Below are 17,085 nucleotides of genomic sequence, written 5' to 3'. Positions count from 1 at the left end.
AGGGTCATAGGATCTTCTGCAACAGGACCAGATCCAGCCAGCGGCCGAATTTGCGCCCGACCTGCGGCAGAACCCCGACCTGCCGGTAACCGATGGCGCGATGAAAGCCCAACCCGACCTCATTTTCGCCCGAGACGGCGGCGATCATGCTATGAGCACCGCCATTGCGGGCGTGATCCTCGACCGCAGCCATCAACGCCCGGGCCAGGCCGCGGCCACGCGCAGCCGGGGCCAGAATGATACTGTGTTCCATGCAATGGGCATAGCCGTTACCACCCCGGAACTGGTCATAGGTCGCCAGGCCCAGAACCTCACCCCCCTCATCGGCGACAAGGAATTCGCGCCCCGCCGCGCGTCGGCCCGAAATCATCCGTGCCAGCCCGCCGGGCGTCTTTTCCTCGCTGGAAAAGGTGATCGTCGTTTCGCGGATCAACGGGTTCCAAAAGGCAAGAAGGGCCGGGATATCCTCATTCGTCGCGGGGCGCAGCGCCATGACCTGATCCTTTCCATCCTCTGCCAGCCGGGCGGCGGGGCGCAGGCACACCCCGCCGCCGTCTGCTGTTATGCCGCCCGCGCCTCGCGGATCAGTGTCAGGATATCGCGCGCGGCAGCCGGGATATTGGTGCCGGGGCCAAAGATTGCCTTGACGCCCGCCTTTTTCAGATAGTCGTAATCCTGTTGCGGGATCACCCCGCCGCAGATCACGATAATATCTCCGGCCCCCTGATCCTTCAGCGCCGCGATCAGCTTCGGGGCCAGCGTCTTGTGCCCGGCTGCCTGACTGGAGATGCCGACCACATGCACGTCATTGTCGATGGCGTCCTGAGCAGCCTCTTCGGGCGTCTGGAAAAGCGGCCCCACATCGACGTCAAAACCGATATCGGCAAAAGCAGTGGCGATCACCTTGGCGCCGCGATCATGGCCATCCTGACCCATCTTGACCACCAGCATGCGCGGGCGGCGGCCCTCTTCCTCGGCGAATTTCTCGACGTCGCGCTGGATCTGCGCGAACTCGTCGTCGCCTTCATAGGCGGCGCCATAGACGCCGGCCAATGTCTTGACCTCGGCCCGGTGGCGGCCAAACACCTTTTCCATCGCCATGCTGATCTCTCCCACGCTGGCCCGGGCGCGTGCGGCCTCGACCGCTGCCTCAAGCAGGTTGCCGCCCTGTTCCGCCCGCCGCGTCAACTCGTCCAAAGCCGCCTGACAGGCCGTTTCGTCCCGCGTCGTACGGATGCGGTTCAGGCGGGCGATCTGTGCCTCGCGCACCTTGATGTTGTCGATGTCGAGAATGTCGATCGGGTCCTCTTTCGTCAGCCGGTATTTATTCACGCCGACGATCACTTCTTCGCCCCGGTCGATCATTGCCTGACGGCGGGCGGCTGTCTCCTCGATCCGCAGCTTGGGCATCCCCGAGGCGACGGCTTTGGTCATGCCGCCCATGGCCTCGACCTCTTCGATCAGCGCCCAAGCCTTTTCTGCAAGCTCAGCGGTCAGACTTTCAACATAATAGCTGCCTGCAAGGGGGTCGACGACATGGGTGATGCCGGTTTCCTCTTGCAGGATCAGCTGGGTGTTACGGGCGATGCGGGCGCTGAATTCGGTCGGCAGCGCGATGGCCTCGTCCAGCGCGTTGGTGTGCAGCGATTGCGTGCCGCCAAGCGCCGCCGCCAGCGCCTCATAGGCGGTGCGTACGACGTTGTTATAGGGGTCCTGCTCTTGCAGGCTGACGCCCGAGGTCTGGCAATGGGTGCGCAACATCAGGCTGGAGGGTTTCTTGGGATCGAACTCTTTCATGATGCGGTGCCAGAGCAGGCGCGCGGCGCGCAGCTTGGCCGCCTCCATGAAGAAGTTCATGCCGATGGCGAAAAAGAACGACAGCCGCCCGGCGAACTGGTCCACATCCATGCCCCGTTTAAGGGCGGCGCGGACGTATTCGCGTCCGTCGGCCAGCGTATAGGCCAGCTCCTGCACAAGGTTCGCGCCCGCCTCCTGCATGTGATAGCCCGAGATCGAGATCGAGTTGAAACGCGGCATCTCGTTCGAGGTATATTCGATGATATCCGCAATGATCCGCATCGAAGGTTCGGGCGGATAGATATAGGTGTTGCGGACCATGAACTCTTTAAGGATGTCGTTCTGGATCGTCCCCGAAAGGGCGGCGCGGGAATGGCCCTGTTCCTCACCCGTGACGATGAAATTCGCCAGAACCGGGATCACCGCACCGTTCATGGTCATCGAGACCGAGACCTTGTCCAGCGGGATGCCGTCGAACAGGATCTTCATATCCTCGACGCTGTCGATGGCAACGCCCGCCTTGCCCACATCTCCTTCGACCCGGGGGTGATCGCTGTCATAGCCGCGATGGGTGGCAAGGTCGAAAGCGACCGAGACCCCTTGCTGACCGGCCGCCAGCGCCTTGCGGTAAAAGGCGTTCGATTCCTCGGCAGTCGAAAACCCCGCATATTGCCGGATCGTCCAGGGGCGGCCCGCATACATCGTTGCGCGCGGGCCACGCAAAAAGGGCTCGATCCCCGGCAGGGTGCCCAGATGATCGACACCCTTCAGATCCTCGTCAGTGTACAGCGGTTTGACCGCAATCCCCTCAAGCGTGTGCCAGGTCAGGCCGTCGGGATCGGCGCCTTTCAGCTCTTTGCTGGCCAGCCTGCGCCATTCTTCCAGTGAAGCTTTCGTGCTTTCGCTCATTTTGCATCCTTTCCCACGGCGCCCGGGCTCTTATATGAAGGAAGAGAAGAGGGCGTGATGAAACTGAAACGGTTGATTTTTCTGGCGATGGTGCCGCTGGTTGCGGCGATGGGGTCCCGGCCCGATGGCGAGGCTGACGGGCATCGGCCGTATGTTCGCGGCGAGGTACCAGCGGCGCGCAGCGACGGCAATGACGGCACACCGGCCGCGTCAAACACCGCCGAGCTGAGGGTTCTTTCCGCGAGTGAGGCCGAACCTTCGGAGTTTCTGTGGCAGGCGCGCGCAGTGGTGATCTTTGCCGACACGCCAGCCGATCCCGCCTTTGTCGAACAGCTCGCCGCCCTGCGCCGTGACCCTGCACCGCTGATCGCCCGAGATGTGGTGGTGATCACCGATGCAGATCCTTCGGCGGCAAGCCCGTGGCGGCGACAATTGCGGCCCGAGGGGTTTTCGCTGGTGCTGATGGACAAGGACGGGCAGGTCAAACAGCGCAAGCCCGTTCCTTGGTCGGTACGCGAAATCACCCGTGCCATCGACAAATTCCCCCTGCGCCTGCAAGAGATCGGCCGGGCAGGGCTGCCGTAAACCACCACATCAGCCGTGCCACCGTCGGGCAGATGGTAGCTATGGGTCGGACTGAGGGCTTGCGCTGCAACCGGCATTTCTTACGCTCCTTTAGCCGGGCGCAACGGATGCGCCCGGCGGTGCTGCGTCACTCGAACTCGATGATCACGTCATCGACCTTAAGGCTTTCGCCCGGCTTGGCGTTGACGGATTTCACCACCGCCTTTTTCTCGGCGCGCAGGATGTTTTCCATCTTCATTGCCTCGACGGTCGCCAGCGCCTGACCTTCCTGCACCTCGTCCCCGGCCTCGACATTGATGCGCACGACCAGACCCGGCATCGGGCAAAGCAGGAATTTCGAGGTATCGGGCGGCAGTTTCTCGGGCATCAGCCGCGCCAGCTCCGCAGCGCGCGGACGACGCACATAGGTCTTGAGGTCCGCGCCGCGCACCCGCAAGCGGAAGCCCGAGGGCAGGCGGTCCACCTTCATTACCAAGGGCGTACCGTCGACCGACAGTCGCGCCAGCGACTGACCAGGCAGCCAGTCGCTTTCGACGCGAAGCTTGCTGCCGTCGATTTCGACCGTCGAGCCCTGGCGGTCGGCGGTAATGCGCACCGGGATTTCTTTGCCCGCGACAAAGACAACCCAATGTTCACCGACATGGCGTTCGTGATTATCGAGCCGCCCCGAGATGCGCGCGCGCCTGATTTCAGCCACGCGATGCATGGCGGCAGCCGATGCGGCGACGCGGATGATTTCGGTATCGGGCAGGGTCGCGCCAAGAAAGCCCTCGGGATATTCCTGTGCGATAAAGGCGGTCGAGATATCGCCCGAGACGAATTTCGGGTGATCCATCACCGCCGAAAGGAAGGGCAGGTTGTGGCCGATGCCCTCGACCTCGAATTCATCCAGAGCCAGCCGCATCTGCTCGATCGCCTCTGCCCGGGTCGGCGCCCAGGTGCAAAGCTTGGCGATCATCGGATCATAGTACATGCTGATCTCGCCGCCCTCATAGACGCCGGTATCGTTACGCACCCCGGCAGCGGCGGCAGGCGGCTGGTCGCCCGGATGGGCGGGCACCCATTTCCCTGCCTCATGCATCGGGCCTGCCGCCGTCTCGCGCGGGGGGCGATAGCGCGTCAGCCGCCCGATCGAGGGCAGAAAGTTGCGATAGGGGTCCTCGGCATAAAGGCGGCTTTCGATGGCCCAGCCGTTGATCTTGAGATCTTCTTGCCGGAAGGGCAGCGGCTCGCCCGCCGCGACGCGGATCATCTGTTCGACCAGATCAATGCCGGTGATCAGTTCTGTCACCGGGTGTTCGACCTGCAGCCGGGTGTTCATCTCAAGGAAGTAGAAGTTCTTTTGGCCATCGACGATAAATTCGACCGTGCCCGCCGATGCATAGCCAACGGCTTTGGCCAGCGCCACAGCCTGTTCGCCCATGGCCTTGCGCGTGGCCTCGTCAAGAAAGGGCGAGGGCGCCTCCTCGATCACCTTCTGATTGCGGCGCTGGATCGAGCATTCACGTTCATGCACATAGACGCAATTGCCATGCTGATCGGCCAGAACCTGAATCTCGATATGCCGGGGCTGGGTAACGAATTTCTCGATAAAGATGCGGTCGTCGCCAAAGCTTGCCGCAGCTTCGTTACGCGAGCTTTCAAAGCCTTCGCGCGCCTCTTGCTCGTTCCAGGCGATCCGCATGCCCTTGCCGCCGCCACCGGCGCTGGCCTTGATCATCACCGGAAAGCCAATTTCTTTCGAGATCTTCACCGCCTCGTCAGCATCGGCGATCAGGCCCATATAGCCCGGAACCGTGCTGACGCCGGCCTCTTGCGCAAGCTTCTTCGAGGTGATCTTGTCCCCCATCGCCTCGATCGCGGGCGAGGGCGGGCCGATAAAGGCAACGCCTTCCTTTTCCAGCGCCTCGGCGAATTTCATGTTCTCGGACAGAAAACCGTAGCCGGGATGCACAGCCTCGGCCCCGGTCTGGCGGATCGCCTCCATGATCCTGTCAATGACGATATAGGACTGGTTGGCCGGGGAGGGGCCGATGTGGACCGCCTCATCCGCCATTTTGACATGCAGCGCATTACGGTCTGCGTCGGAATAGACGGCGACGGTCTGGATGCCCATCTTTTTGGCGGTCTTGATGACCCGGCAGGCGATCTCGCCCCGGTTGGCGATCAGGATTTTCTTGAACATGCTTCCTTCCCTTGGGGCAGATCCCGGACATGAGAAAACCGCCCCGGCAAAACGCCGGGACGGCTTGAAAAAGGCAACAAATTGTGGATGCGCGGCTGGTTAGCGGCGCGAAGGCTCACACAGCCGGACGTCGTCGCACAGCGCACCGGCGGCAGCGCCGATGGCAGCGCCCTTGGCGACGTTATGGCCGCCGACATAAGCTGCGGTCGCGCCAACGCCGGCGCCGATGAGGCCGCGATCCATGTCGGTCGGATTGATGCCCTGGGTGCAGCCGGCAAGACCGGTGAGGCCCAGCCCCAGCACCAATACGAGTTTCTTAGACATCTCGTTTGCTCCGGGATGAGGGCGGCGGCGCAGGGCTGGTACCCCGCACCCCCGGCCCGGTTAAGTTCAGTAGTTGCGCTGGCAAACGCCGGCGTCGTCGCACAGCGCCCCGCCCGCAGCCCCGATAAGCGCGCCGGTCGCCACGTCACCGTCGACGATCTTGGCGACCGCCGCACCGGCCAGAGCACCGCCGGCAGCGCGCTGCGCGTCAGGCGACAGGCCGGTGGCGGTGCCGTAACCCTGGTCGCAGGCAGCGAGACCGGCGACCAGAAGAACCGCGCCGGAAAGACGGAGGAGGACGGAAGTTTGCATAGCTTTTTGCCTGTATTATGGACCCGTATACGGGCCGTTGATGATAGAGGTGCGCACAATATTACATGCGCCCCGCCGGGAAAAAACTGACAACGCTGTGAAAATGGGGCGCTACGCAACAATCCGCCCATCCTCCGGCCTGTCATCGGCGGTCGTCCTCGTCGTCCGGATCGCCTTCTTCCTCCCAGTCCTCATCCCAATCGCCGTCATCCTCCCAGTCGAATCCGGGGGCATCCTTGGCGAAAAGTTCGGGGAAAGCGGCCTCGGCGCGCTTCAGATCGACGCGCAAAAGCTGTCCGTAGTCAGTCGGGTCCAGTTTTCCGACGGCAACAACTTCGCGGCCGATGAGCCAGGACAGGCGTCCGGCATCAAGGTTACCGCGTTCGAACGGCTCTTCGCCGAAATGTTCGATCAATGCGGCGAGGAAAGCAGTATCTGCACGGCGGTCGGCCGGTTTGCGGTCGCGATAGCGTTCGCGCCGGACCAGCGGCGTTGCGCCTTTCTTGTTGGCGCGGCGGATAGTGAATTGAAAGTCAGAGCCCGGTAGGCGGCCCGGAAAGCCGCGATGCTTCAGCATGTCTTGCCCCCTGCGAGGTTTGCATAAACGCGCGGGGGCAGGTCGGGGCGCGGATGGCGCGGGCCGCCTTGCAGCCCGCGCGCGGCCAATGGATTAGTTGGCGCCGTATTTGCCCTGGAACACCGGCTCGGGCTGGATGACCGGCGTGGTGACTTCGGGCTCTTTCTTGGCGCAGGCCGCGGCGAGGCCAACGAGGACCAGGGCCAGTGCAAGCTTCTTCGACATGTTGTCGTGCTCCTGTAATACGGGACGCTGGGGTCCCGACTGCTCGGTTGAGATTCGGCCGCCCAATGCGACCGTGTCGCTATGATAGCCAGCCACGTTGACGCCTGACAGCAGCGGTGCTTGCCCTTAGGCGCGGGTCGCATGGCCTGTGGCAGGCTTGCATCAGCAAGGAACGGAAAACACATCACCACGGCTCCCATTCGCAGGTGTCCCGGTCGGGGGGCAGGCGAAACGCCTCAAAGATCTGCACCGCCTCGGGATCGAAAGTGCCAAAGGGGATTTCGCGGTCGGCAAGGCTGATGACGATCTGACCCGGGCGTGGCGCAGGGCTGGCGATGCGTGGCAGGACCCAGTTTTCGCACAGCCATACGATATCGTCATGAACAGGGTCCTGGGCCAGAACGTCGGGGGCAGCGGGCACCGGCTCGTCAAGCATGGCGTCTGCCTCCTGCTCTTCGGCCATGTCGGGGGCATCGGCCTCGGCCATGTCCTCAAGCGTCGCCGGGTCAATCAGCCCGTCGTCCGAACCATTCTCACTGACCGTGCCGCTTTCGGTGTCGATGTCGATCGGGCCGCGCGGCTCTTCTTCGAAATCCGAGGCAGGGCCGCTGGTCGCGGGCACCCGGGCGGCCAGATCAGGCATGACAAAGCGAAAGCGGTAGGTCAGGCCGAATCCCCCGGCATTGTCTTGTCGCGTCTCGACCCAACGCACCATCGCACCCGAGGGCAGGGTGATCGAGGGTTCTTTCGCACCGGCTTCGGCGACGGCAGCATGCGCCGCCCCGGCCAGAACGGCCGGAGGCGTCAGCAGCAAGCCGATCACCGCTAGTCTTGCCATGGTTCCTCCCCTGGGCCTGCGCAGTCAGAGCGGAATGTTGTCGTGTTTTTTCCACGGGTTCGCCAGCTTTTTGCCCCGCAGTGAGGCAAAGGCGCGGGCGACGCGGCGGCGGGTCGAATGGGGCTGGATCACCTCGTCGATGAAGCCCTTTTCGGCGGCGACAAACGGGTTTGCAAAGCGGTCTTCGTAATCCCTGGTCCGCTGCGCGATCTTTTCGGAATCGCCAAGCTCGCTGCGGTAAAGGATCTCGACCGCGCCCTTGGCGCCCATCACTGCGATCTCGGCCGTGGGCCATGCATAGTTGAAATCGCCGCGCAGATGTTTCGAGGCCATAACGTCATAGGCCCCGCCATATGCCTTGCGGGTAATGACCGTAACCTTGGGTACTGTCGCCTCGCCATAGGCAAACAGCAGCTTGGCCCCGTGCTTGATGACGCCGCCATATTCCTGTCCCGTACCCGGCAAAAAGCCCGGCACATCGACAAAGGTCAGGATCGGGATTTCGAAAGCGTCGCAGAAGCGCACAAAGCGCGCGGCCTTGCGACTGGAATCAATGTCAAGGCAACCCGCCAGCACCATCGGCTGGTTGGCAACGACGCCCACCGTCTGCCCCTCGATGCGGATAAAGCCAATGATGATGTTGGCGGCATAGTCCTTTTGGACCTCGTAGAAATCGCCCTCATCCGCAATCTTCAGGATCAGCTCTTTCATGTCATAGGGCTGGTTGGGGTTATCGGGGACCAGCGTATCAAGGCTGGCCTCGACGCGGTGCGGATCGTCAAAGAAGGGGCGCGTCGGCGCCTTTTCGCGGTTGTTGAGCGGCAGGAAATCGAACAGCCTCCGGATCTCGGACATGGCCTCGACATCGTTTTCAAACGCACCGTCGGCGACCGAGCTTTTCCTGGTATGGGTCGAGGCTCCGCCCAGCTGCTCTGCCGTCACCACCTCATTCGTCACCGTTTTGACCACATCGGGGCCGGTCACGAACATATAGCTGGTGTCCTTTACCATGAAGATAAAGTCGGTCATCGCAGGCGAATAGACCGCGCCGCCAGCACAGGGGCCCATGATGACCGAGATCTGCGGCACCACGCCCGAGGCCATGATATTGCGCTGAAACACCTCGGCATAACCCGCAAGCGAGGCGACGCCCTCCTGAATACGCGCACCGCCCGAGTCGTTCAGCCCGATGACAGGGGCGCCGTTCTGCATCGCCATATCCATGATCTTGCAGATCTTCTGGGCATGGGTTTCCGACAGCGAGCCGCCAAAGACGGTGAAGTCCTGCGAAAAGACATAGACCATACGGCCGTTGATCGTACCCCAGCCCGTGACAACCCCGTCACCATAGGGGCGGTCCGCCTCCATGCCGAAATCGGTCGAACGATGGCGGACGAACATGTCGAACTCCTCAAACGAGCCCTCGTCCAGCAAAAGCTCAAGCCGTTCGCGCGCGGTCAGCTTGCCACGGGCGTGCTGGGCGTCGATGCGCCGCTGCCCACCGCCCAGCCGCGCATCGCGGCGGCGCGATTCCAGTTCGCCGAGGATGTCCTTCATGAGCCGTCTCCCTTGGGTTTGGGGCAACCTACCGGCTTGGCGCCATTGCGGGAAGCGGAAAGGCGAAAATTTGCAAAATATGTAAGCAAATGCCGCTGCAAATAGCAAATTTGTTAAAGCCCTTGACCTCGACAGGGCGAAAAGCCATGCCGCTTTCATGGGACTCGTCATTGATCTTTCGGCCATTGTGGCCAACTGGAAGACGCTTGCGGCCAAAGCTGAGGGCGCGCGGGCAGCTGCGGTCGTCAAGGCCGATGCTTACGGGTTGGGCGCCGAACGCGTGGCGCCGGCTCTTTATGCAGCCGGAGCGCGGGATTTCTTTGTCGCCCTTGCCTCCGAAGGGCGGGTGCTGCGCCCTCTTTTGCCCGAGGATGCACGAATCTTTGTCCTCTCGGGCCATATGGAGGGGGCGGATCTGAACGGGTTGATCCCGTTGCTGAACAGTCCCGAACAGTTCTTTCGCGACCGGGCGTTGCGCCCGAAAGGGGCGTTTGGCATCCAGCTTGACAGCGGCATGAACCGGCTGGGCTTTGAGCCCGGCGAATGGGCCGCGATCCGCGCCGAGGCGCTGGCCGCCAGCCCTGCGCTGATCATGTCGCATCTGGCCTGTGCCGATGAGCCCGATCACCCGGCGAATACGCAGCAGCTCGCCGCCTTTCGTGCCATGACTGACGGGACGGGCGTGCCGCGTTCGCTTTCGGCGACGGGGGGCATATTGCTTGGGCCGGATTATCATTTCGACCTCGTGCGCCCGGGTATCGGCCTTTACGGGGGCGAGCCCTTTGGCGAGGCGCGACCGGTGGTTACACTGGCACTGCCGGTGATCCAGACGCGCGAGGTGCAGCCCGGGGAATCCGTAGGTTATGGCTATAGCTGGACCGCAACCCGCCCCTCACGGGTGGCGACGGTGGCGGCGGGCTATGCCGACGGGCTGGCGCGGGCGCTGGCACGTGAAGGCAGGTTGCAGCTTTGGGCCGCGGATCGCGCAGTGCCTGTGATCGGTCGCATCTCGATGGACCTCATCACCGTCGATGTGACCGGGCTGGCCGAAGTTCCGCCGGCGCTGGAAATCCTGAACGCGCGGCAAGGCGTCGATGATCTGGCCGCACTGTCCGGCACCATCGGCTATGAGATACTGACCTCTCTCGGCCGGCGCTACGAGCGGACCTGGCTTTGAACCCGATCCGGCTGACCGGCAGGGCGGCGATCAGCCTGACCCGGATGACGGGCAGGGTTGCGATCTTTGCCGCCCGTGGGCTGGCGCGGGTCGGGCAACATCCCTCGGAACTGGTGCGGCAGATCATGCAGATCGGCTGGCTGTCGCTGCCGGTCGTCGGGCTGACGGCATTGTTCACTGGCGCTGCCTTAGCACTGCAGATCCATTCGGGGGGTGAGCGTTTTCAAGCCGGCGACGTCGTCCCTGCCATCGTCGCCATCGGTATGGCGCGCGAACTGGGGCCGGTCCTCGGCGGACTGATGGTCGCGGCCCGCGTCGCCAGCGCCATTGCAGCCGAACTTGGCACCATGCGTGTGACCGAACAGATAGACGCACTGGTCACACTATCGACCGATCCGGTCGGCTGGCTCGTCTCGCCCCGGTTATGGGCGGCGATCCTGTGCCTGCCGCTGCTGGTCGGGGTAGGCGATATCATCGGCATCATGGGCGGCTGGCTGATCGGGGTGAATGCGCTTGGCTTTAACTCGGCGATCTATCTGGCCAACTCATGGGCCTATCTGGAGGGCTGGGACGTGGTCTCGGGGCTGCTTAAAGGCGCGGCCTTTGGCTTGATTGTCGCGCTTTCAGGCTGCTGGTTCGGCATGACTGCCAGCGGTGGCGCCTCGGGTGTCGGGCGGGCGACGACCAATGCCGTGGTCGCAGCCTCAGTCGGCATCCTTGCCGCCAATTTCGCGCTGACAGGGCTGTTCTTCTGATGCTGGCGGTGCGAGGCTTAAGCAAAGCCTTTGGGCAAAAGCAGGTGCTCGACAGCGTCGATCTGGATCTGGCCGAGGGTGAGAGCCTGGTCGTGATCGGCGGCTCTGGCACCGGAAAGTCGGTGCTTTTGCGCTGTATCCTTGGGCTTGAGGTACCAGACGCGGGTGAAATCCTGTGGCGGGGTCGGCCGCTTGCGCAGCACCGCGCAGACTTCATGGACGATTTTGGCATGCTGTTTCAGAACGCCGCGCTGTTTGACAGCCTGCCGGTCTGGCGCAACGTCGCCTTTCGCCTGCTGCGCCACATGCCGAAGGCGCGCGCGCGCGCCATCGCTATCGAAAAGCTCGCCCGGGTCGGACTGGGCCCCGAGGTTGCCGATCTTTACCCGGCCGAGTTGTCGGGCGGCATGCGCAAGCGTGCGGGGCTGGCCCGCGCCATCGCCGCCGATCCCAGGGTGATCTTTTTTGATGAGCCGACGACCGGGCTCGACCCGATCCGGGCCGCGGCGATCAATGCGCTGATCCGCAGCATCGTCGATGAAACCGGCGCCACGGCGATCACCATCACCCATGACATGTCCTCGGTCCGCGCTATCGCCGACAGAGTCGCGTTGCTTGACCGTGGGCGCTTGCGCTGGCAAGGACCGGTCAGTGAAATTGACCGGGCCGGGGACGACTATCTGCGCGACTTTATCGCAGGCCGCGCCCGACCCATGGCGCGCGTACCGGCGTCGTAATGCCAAATTTTCTGCCGAAGCTTGTGCAAATGCGCCACAAAGCCGCCGTCCCCCTTGTGCGAATCCCGCACAGTTGCAACCATATATACCTGAGAACCCCACCTCGGAGACGAATTTGGGTCTGACCCCTACGCATCCCGCGACCGCGACTCCCGGCGAAACCCTGCTGGAATTCCACGACAACAGGCTGCTGATTGACCTTTGCGGCCCGCATGACCGCCACCTCGCACGGATCGAAGAGGCGCTGAAGGTGCATATCCTGCGCCGCGGCAACCTCTTGTCCGTGGTCGGCCCGGCCGATGCGCAGGCCGAGGCGGCGCAGGTTCTTGGCGCGCTTTATGCCCGGCTGGAACAGGGTCGTCCGGTCGAAATGGCCGAGGTCGAGGCCGCGTTGCGCATGGGCAGCGAGACAATGGCCGAAAGCCCGACCCCGGCCGAACAGCTGGAAATGTTCCAGACCGGCCCGATCGAGCTGCGTACCCGCAAAAAGACCGTCGAGCCGCGCACCGACGCGCAAAAAGACTATGTCCGGGCGCTGTTTGCCAATGAGCTGGCCTTTGGCATCGGTCCCGCAGGGACAGGCAAGACCTATCTGGCCGTCGCGGTGGGGGTCACCATGCTGATCGGCGGCCATGTTGATCGTATCATCCTGTCGCGCCCCGCTGTCGAGGCGGGCGAGCGGCTGGGCTTTCTGCCCGGCGACATGAAGGAAAAGGTCGATCCTTACATGCAGCCGCTTTATGATGCGCTGAACGATTTTCTGCCCGCCAAGCAGGTGCAGAAGCTGATGGAGGAAAAGCGTATCGAAATCGCGCCTCTGGCCTTTATGCGCGGGCGCACGCTGACCAACAGCTTTGTCGTGCTGGACGAGGCGCAGAACGCCACGACCATGCAGATGAAGATGTTCCTGACCCGTCTGGGCGAGGGTTCGCGTATGGTCATCACCGGCGACCGCACCCAGATCGACCTGCCACGCGGCGTGCACTCCGGTCTGGTCGATGCCGAAAGGATCCTGAAGGATATCAAGGGAATCAGCTTTAGCTACTTTACCGCCAAGGACGTGGTGCGCCATTCGCTCGTTGCCCGGATCATCGAGGCCTATGATGCCGAGGCCGAGGCCGCCCAGGCGCGAGGCGAGCTTTTTGACGAGCGCGGCCAGCGCATCCCGCGCCGCGAGCCGCGCATTGCGGGCGAAGGCGCAGTAAGGGGGACCCGCGATGGCTGAGACCGACATCGGAGAGTTGCCCGAAATCGTCGATATCGTTATCGAAGATGACCGTTGGGAGGATGCGGGCCTGCCCGCCATGGCCGAACGCGCCGCCCGCGCGGTGGGTGAGTGGCTTGAGCTTGGCGAATTCCAGATCGTGGTCATGGGCTGCGACGACGCCCGCATCGCCGCGCTGAACGCCGAGTTCCGTGGCAAGCCCAAGCCCACGAATGTGCTGAGCTGGCCCGCGATCGAATTCGAACCTCGTGCCCCCGGCACCCGCCCCGAACTGCCCGAGGCCGAAGAGCTGGGCGATATCGCCATCTCTTATGATACCTGCCTGCGCGAAGCCAAAGCGCAGGGCAAACCCTTTGAGCATCACGCAACGCATCTACTTGTCCATGCTATCCTGCATCTTGCAGGATATGACCATATTGATGACGAAGATGCCGAAACCATGGAGGATGCCGAGCGTTCCATACTGGGCAAGCTTGGAATCCCCGACCCTTATCTGGAACCTGAGACATGAGTAACGACCGAAGTCCCGACACGCCCGTTTCCACTGCCCCCGCCACCTGGCCAGAGGGTAGCGGAGGGGACGGGCGTGAGCAGCCGCAGTCACGCGGCTTTTTGGGACGTATTCTTGGTGCCTTCGGTGGCAGCGAACCCGAAACCGAAGGCGCCGATCAACACGAAAATGGGCAGACCCCTGCCTTGGCTGGCGGACCGGCAGTAGCCAACCTGCGGCGGATGCGGGTCGATGACGTGGCGGTCCCCAAAGCCGAAATCGCCGCCGCTCCGGTGACTGCCACCCTGCCGGAACTGGTCGAAATGTTCCGCGAGCACGGTTTTTCCCGCATCCCGGTCTTTCGCGGTACACTTGATAGCCCATTGGGGCTGATCCACCTCAAAGACCTTGCCCTGAAATACGGTTTTGGTGCCAAGGTCCCGGTCAAATTCGCGCTGCGCCCCATGCTGCGGCCGCTGCTTTACGTGCCTCCTTCGATGCCGATTGGCGTGTTGTTGCAGCAGATGCAGCAAAAACGCATCCATATGGCACTGGTCATCGACGAATACGGCGGAGTTGACGGGCTGGTCACTATCGAAGACCTGATCGAGCAGGTCGTCGGCGAGATCGAGGATGAGCATGACGAGATCGAGGGCGGGCTGGTCATCCTTGAAAAGCCCGGCCAATGGCTGATCCAAGCCCGGACCGCGCTGGAGGATGTCGAAGCGCAGACCGGTCTGCGCCTTGCTACCGACGAGGAAGAGGATGAGATCGACACCCTTGGCGGGCTGATCTTCATGCTGACCGGCCGCGTACCGGTTCGCGGTGAGGTGATCCCCCATGAAAGCGGGGCCGAATTCGAGATCATCGAGGCCGATCCGCGCCGGGTCAAGCGGGTGCGGCTGCGCCTGCCGCAAGACAATGCGCAACCCGCCGAGGCCGAGGGCAGCACCCCCGCCGAAGAGGTCTGATCCGCCCTAGAGCCGCGAAAAAGCCGGGGCGTGGGTGATGCGGCTGCCTTTGGGCAGCTGCCCGCCCAGCACCTGCAAATGAGGTCCGGCATAGGGCGAATCGAGGTCGGCCGGGACAAAGCCAAAGCGGCCATAATAGGCCGGGTCCCCCAGCACCACGATTGCATGATCCGCATAGGCGGCAATAGCTGCGCGGATCAGCGCGCTGCCGATACCGCGCGATTGTACAGCCGGATGAATGGCCAGGGGTGCCAGCGCAAGCGCCGGGGCTTCGGCAGCAATCGGCGACAAGGCGATATGACCGATGATCGTGCCCTCGGCCTCGGCCACCAGTGACAGGGCCAGATCGCCATAGGCGCGCAGTTCGTCGACCAGCCGTCCTTCGTCCGGTCCGCCAAAGGCGCGGTCGAGCAGCGCGGTGATTGCCATGTGATCGTGCCGCATCTCGGGCCGGATGCGGGGCAGGGGCGCGGTGCGGGTGAAATCACGCTTGATGCCCTGGCTTTCACGGCCCCAACGGCTGTCGCGCAACCGGGTGCGATGCGCCTCGAATGCCTCGTCGTCGGCATAAAGCTCATTCAGCTCCCAGATCAGCGGATCTTCGGCCTGATTGAGGTCAAAGCGCAGGTTGCCCGGCTCGGCCCGGCTCAGCTCGGTATGTTCGGTCAGCAGGTCCAGCGCCAGCAGCATCTGTGCGGTGTCAGCGCAGATCAACCGCCCGGTCAGCGCGACCAGAGGCCGGTCAAGGGCGATTTCCTCGCCTGCCGGGCTGGTCGGCGGGGCGTGATGGTGATGATGTCCGCATGCGCAATTCATGGCCATGGTCCTTACCGTCTGATGGTCACCGCAACGATGTATTGACCAGAGGCAGAGCAGTCAGGCGCGAAAACCGCGCCCGTCCGTGGTCGGGATCGTCAGCAGCCCCATGGGGCGGTATCGGACGAACCTTGTCAATTTGGCAGGCGTATTTTTCTGACTGGCCGTCACATTTTTCGGGCAGTTGACCCGACCGCTGGATATAAAGGGACCGGCCACGGGATCGTGACCGGCCTTGCTGCGCAACGGTTTTCCGGCTTAGGCCGCCAGCATACCGTGAGGGTCCAGGACAAATTTCTTTGCCACGCCCTGATCAAAGCTTTCGTAGCCCTGCACGGCCTGATCCAGCGGGATGATCGTCGCGTTGACGATATCCGCGATGGGAAGGCGGTCATGCAAAATCGCCTGCATCAGCTGACGGTTATATTTCAGCACCGGGGTCTGACCGGTGTGAAAGCTTTGCGCCTTGGCCCAGCCCAGACCAAAGCGCAGCGACAGGCTGCCGAATTTGGCGGCCTCATCGGCCGCGCCCGGGTCCTCGGTCACATAAAGACCGGGGATGCCGATCTGACCGGCGGCACGGGTGATCTCCATCATCTGGTTCAGAACGATGGCGGGCTGTTCGCCCCCCGAATGGCCCCGCGCCTCAAAGCCCACGGCGTCGATGGCGGCATCGACTTCGGGGCTGCCGGTGATCTCGGCGATCATCTCGGGCAGGTTGTCGCCTTTGGAAAGGTCGACCGGCTCGAACCCGACTTTGCGGGCATGTTCCAGCCGTTCCTTGTTGAAATCGCCGATCATCACCACCGCAGCGCCAAGAATGCGGGCCGAGGCGGCCGCAGCAAGGCCCACAGGACCCGCGCCAGCGACATAGACGATCGAGCCGACACCAACACCGGCCTTGACGGCACCATGAAAACCGGTCGGCAGGATGTCCGACAGCATGGTCAGGTCGCGGATCTTTTCCAGCGCCCGGTCACGATCAGGAATCTTCAGCAGGTTGAAATCGGCATAGGGCACCATGACATAGCGCGCCTGACCGCCGATCCAGCCACCCATGTCCACATAGCCATAGGCGCCGCCGGCACGCGACGGGTTCACAGACAGGCACACCCCGGTGTCGCCTTCGCGACAGCAACGGCAGCGTCCGCAGGCGACGTTGAAGGGAACAGAGACGATGTCTCCGACCTCCAGCATCTCGACATCGGCGCCTTTCTCGATGACCTCTCCGGTAATCTCATGGCCAAGAACCAGCCCCGCCTCGGCAGTGGTGCGGCCGCGCACCATATGCTGATCCGAACCACAGATATTGGTCGAGATCACCTTCAGGATCACCCCGTGTTCGATCTTGCGCCCGTCAGGCGACTGGAACTTCGGATCCGCAATGGCCTGAACCTCGACCTTCCCGGGGCCGATATAGACGACACCTTTGTTGCTGGACATGCGATCAGATCTCCCTCGATTGTCGGGGTAAGGGCCTCCTCGCCCAAGCCCCGCGCGAGCCACCTGCGACATGCAGGCGCAAATCCAGCCTAACGCGGGGTCAAATACGCAAGATGCTCCGATTGCGACGGTTTCAATGACGAAAGAGACATATGCGACCTG

18 protein-coding genes are annotated in these 17,085 nt (G+C 63.0%); 7 read left to right on the top strand and 11 right to left on the bottom strand.

Going from position 1 to position 17,085, the window contains the following annotated elements; genetic code table 11:
- Positions 1-4: 4 nt before the first annotated feature.
- Together F8A10_RS11600 and scpA are read right to left on the bottom strand one after the other, a co-directional pair.
- Positions 5-493 (bottom strand): GNAT family N-acetyltransferase, encoded by a 489-nt coding sequence (locus F8A10_RS11600; protein WP_152367401.1) that lies wholly within the window; start codon positions 491-493, stop codon positions 5-7.
- 68 nt (positions 494-561) lie between these two features.
- The gene (gene scpA, locus F8A10_RS11595) at positions 562-2,706 is read right to left on the bottom strand and encodes a methylmalonyl-CoA mutase (RefSeq protein ID WP_152367400.1); all 2,145 of its coding nucleotides are present in this window, start codon (positions 2,704-2,706) and stop codon (positions 562-564) included.
- Between the two features lie 57 nt (positions 2,707-2,763).
- Between scpA and F8A10_RS11590 the strand changes: the two genes are divergently transcribed.
- A complete protein-coding gene (locus tag F8A10_RS11590) occupies positions 2,764-3,291 on the top strand; it encodes a DUF4174 domain-containing protein (protein WP_152367399.1) in 528 nt (175 codons plus the stop codon).
- A 127-nt stretch (positions 3,292-3,418) separates the two neighbouring features.
- Here F8A10_RS11590 and F8A10_RS11585 read toward each other — a convergent pair whose 3' ends face one another.
- The 7 genes from F8A10_RS11585 to F8A10_RS11560 form a co-directional block, all read right to left on the bottom strand.
- Entirely contained in the window at positions 3,419-5,476 is a 2,058-nt protein-coding gene (locus tag F8A10_RS11585; RefSeq protein WP_010396162.1) for an acetyl-CoA carboxylase biotin carboxylase subunit, read from the bottom strand.
- Positions 5,477-5,575: 99 nt separating this feature from the next.
- Complete coding sequence (locus F8A10_RS11580) at positions 5,576-5,800, bottom strand: hypothetical protein (protein ID WP_029372019.1); 225 nt, start codon at positions 5,798-5,800, stop codon at positions 5,576-5,578.
- 66 nt (positions 5,801-5,866) lie between these two features.
- Positions 5,867-6,112, bottom strand: coding sequence for a hypothetical protein (locus F8A10_RS11575; RefSeq protein WP_010396156.1), 246 nt, complete (start codon positions 6,110-6,112; stop codon positions 5,867-5,869).
- Between the two features lie 142 nt (positions 6,113-6,254).
- A complete protein-coding gene (locus F8A10_RS11570) occupies positions 6,255-6,689 on the bottom strand; it encodes a hypothetical protein (protein WP_152367398.1) in 435 nt (144 codons plus the stop codon).
- A 93-nt stretch (positions 6,690-6,782) separates the two neighbouring features.
- On the bottom strand, positions 6,783-6,914 hold the full coding sequence (locus F8A10_RS21705) for a hypothetical protein (protein ID WP_010396153.1): 132 nt from the start codon (positions 6,912-6,914) through the stop codon (positions 6,783-6,785).
- Positions 6,915-7,098: 184 nt separating this feature from the next.
- Positions 7,099-7,752, bottom strand: a complete 654-nt coding sequence (locus tag F8A10_RS11565; protein ID WP_152367397.1) for a DUF6497 family protein — start codon at positions 7,750-7,752, stop codon at positions 7,099-7,101.
- Positions 7,753-7,776: 24 nt separating this feature from the next.
- A complete protein-coding gene (locus F8A10_RS11560; protein WP_085502424.1) occupies positions 7,777-9,309 on the bottom strand; it encodes an acyl-CoA carboxylase subunit beta in 1,533 nt (510 codons plus the stop codon).
- 157 nt (positions 9,310-9,466) lie between these two features.
- Here F8A10_RS11560 and alr point away from each other — a divergent pair, with 157 nt between their 5' ends.
- The 6 genes from alr to F8A10_RS11530 all read left to right on the top strand — a co-directional run bounded on the left by alr (position 9,467) and on the right by F8A10_RS11530 (position 14,664).
- Positions 9,467-10,486 (top strand): alanine racemase, encoded by a 1,020-nt coding sequence (alr, locus tag F8A10_RS11555; protein WP_152367396.1) that lies wholly within the window; start codon positions 9,467-9,469, stop codon positions 10,484-10,486.
- On the top strand, positions 10,483-11,241 hold the full coding sequence (locus F8A10_RS11550; RefSeq protein ID WP_010396139.1) for an MlaE family ABC transporter permease: 759 nt from the start codon (positions 10,483-10,485) through the stop codon (positions 11,239-11,241). Before alr ends, F8A10_RS11550 begins: the two co-directional genes overlap by 4 nt.
- Positions 11,241-11,978, top strand: coding sequence for an ABC transporter ATP-binding protein (locus F8A10_RS11545; protein WP_152367395.1), 738 nt, complete (start codon positions 11,241-11,243; stop codon positions 11,976-11,978). Before F8A10_RS11550 ends, F8A10_RS11545 begins: the two co-directional genes overlap by 1 nt.
- Positions 11,979-12,093: 115 nt before the next feature.
- Positions 12,094-13,203: a PhoH family protein gene (locus F8A10_RS11540; protein WP_010396135.1), complete on the top strand. Its 1,110-nt coding sequence runs from the start codon at positions 12,094-12,096 to the stop codon at positions 13,201-13,203.
- Positions 13,196-13,714: an rRNA maturation RNase YbeY gene (ybeY, locus tag F8A10_RS11535; protein ID WP_010396132.1), complete on the top strand. Its 519-nt coding sequence runs from the start codon at positions 13,196-13,198 to the stop codon at positions 13,712-13,714. The genes F8A10_RS11540 and ybeY overlap by 8 nt, the downstream gene beginning before the upstream one ends.
- Positions 13,711-14,664, top strand: coding sequence for a CBS domain-containing protein (locus F8A10_RS11530; RefSeq protein ID WP_085502420.1), 954 nt, complete (start codon positions 13,711-13,713; stop codon positions 14,662-14,664). The genes ybeY and F8A10_RS11530 overlap by 4 nt, the downstream gene beginning before the upstream one ends.
- A 6-nt stretch (positions 14,665-14,670) precedes the next feature.
- Here F8A10_RS11530 and F8A10_RS11525 read toward each other — a convergent pair whose 3' ends face one another.
- Positions 14,671-15,480, bottom strand: a complete 810-nt coding sequence (locus F8A10_RS11525) for a GNAT family N-acetyltransferase (RefSeq protein WP_085502419.1) — start codon at positions 15,478-15,480, stop codon at positions 14,671-14,673.
- Positions 15,481-15,738: 258 nt separating this feature from the next.
- Positions 15,739-16,923, bottom strand: a complete 1,185-nt coding sequence (gene fdhA, locus F8A10_RS11520) for a formaldehyde dehydrogenase, glutathione-independent (protein ID WP_010396125.1) — start codon at positions 16,921-16,923, stop codon at positions 15,739-15,741.
- Between the last annotated feature and the right edge of the window lie 162 nt (positions 16,924-17,085).

This window comes from Paracoccus kondratievae, assembly GCF_009301415.1.
In the GTDB taxonomy this organism is placed as follows: Bacteria; Pseudomonadota; Alphaproteobacteria; order Rhodobacterales; family Rhodobacteraceae; genus Paracoccus; species Paracoccus kondratievae.
The sequence above is the reverse complement of the archived record's forward strand: the minus strand, read 5'-3'. Positions and strand labels throughout refer to the sequence as shown.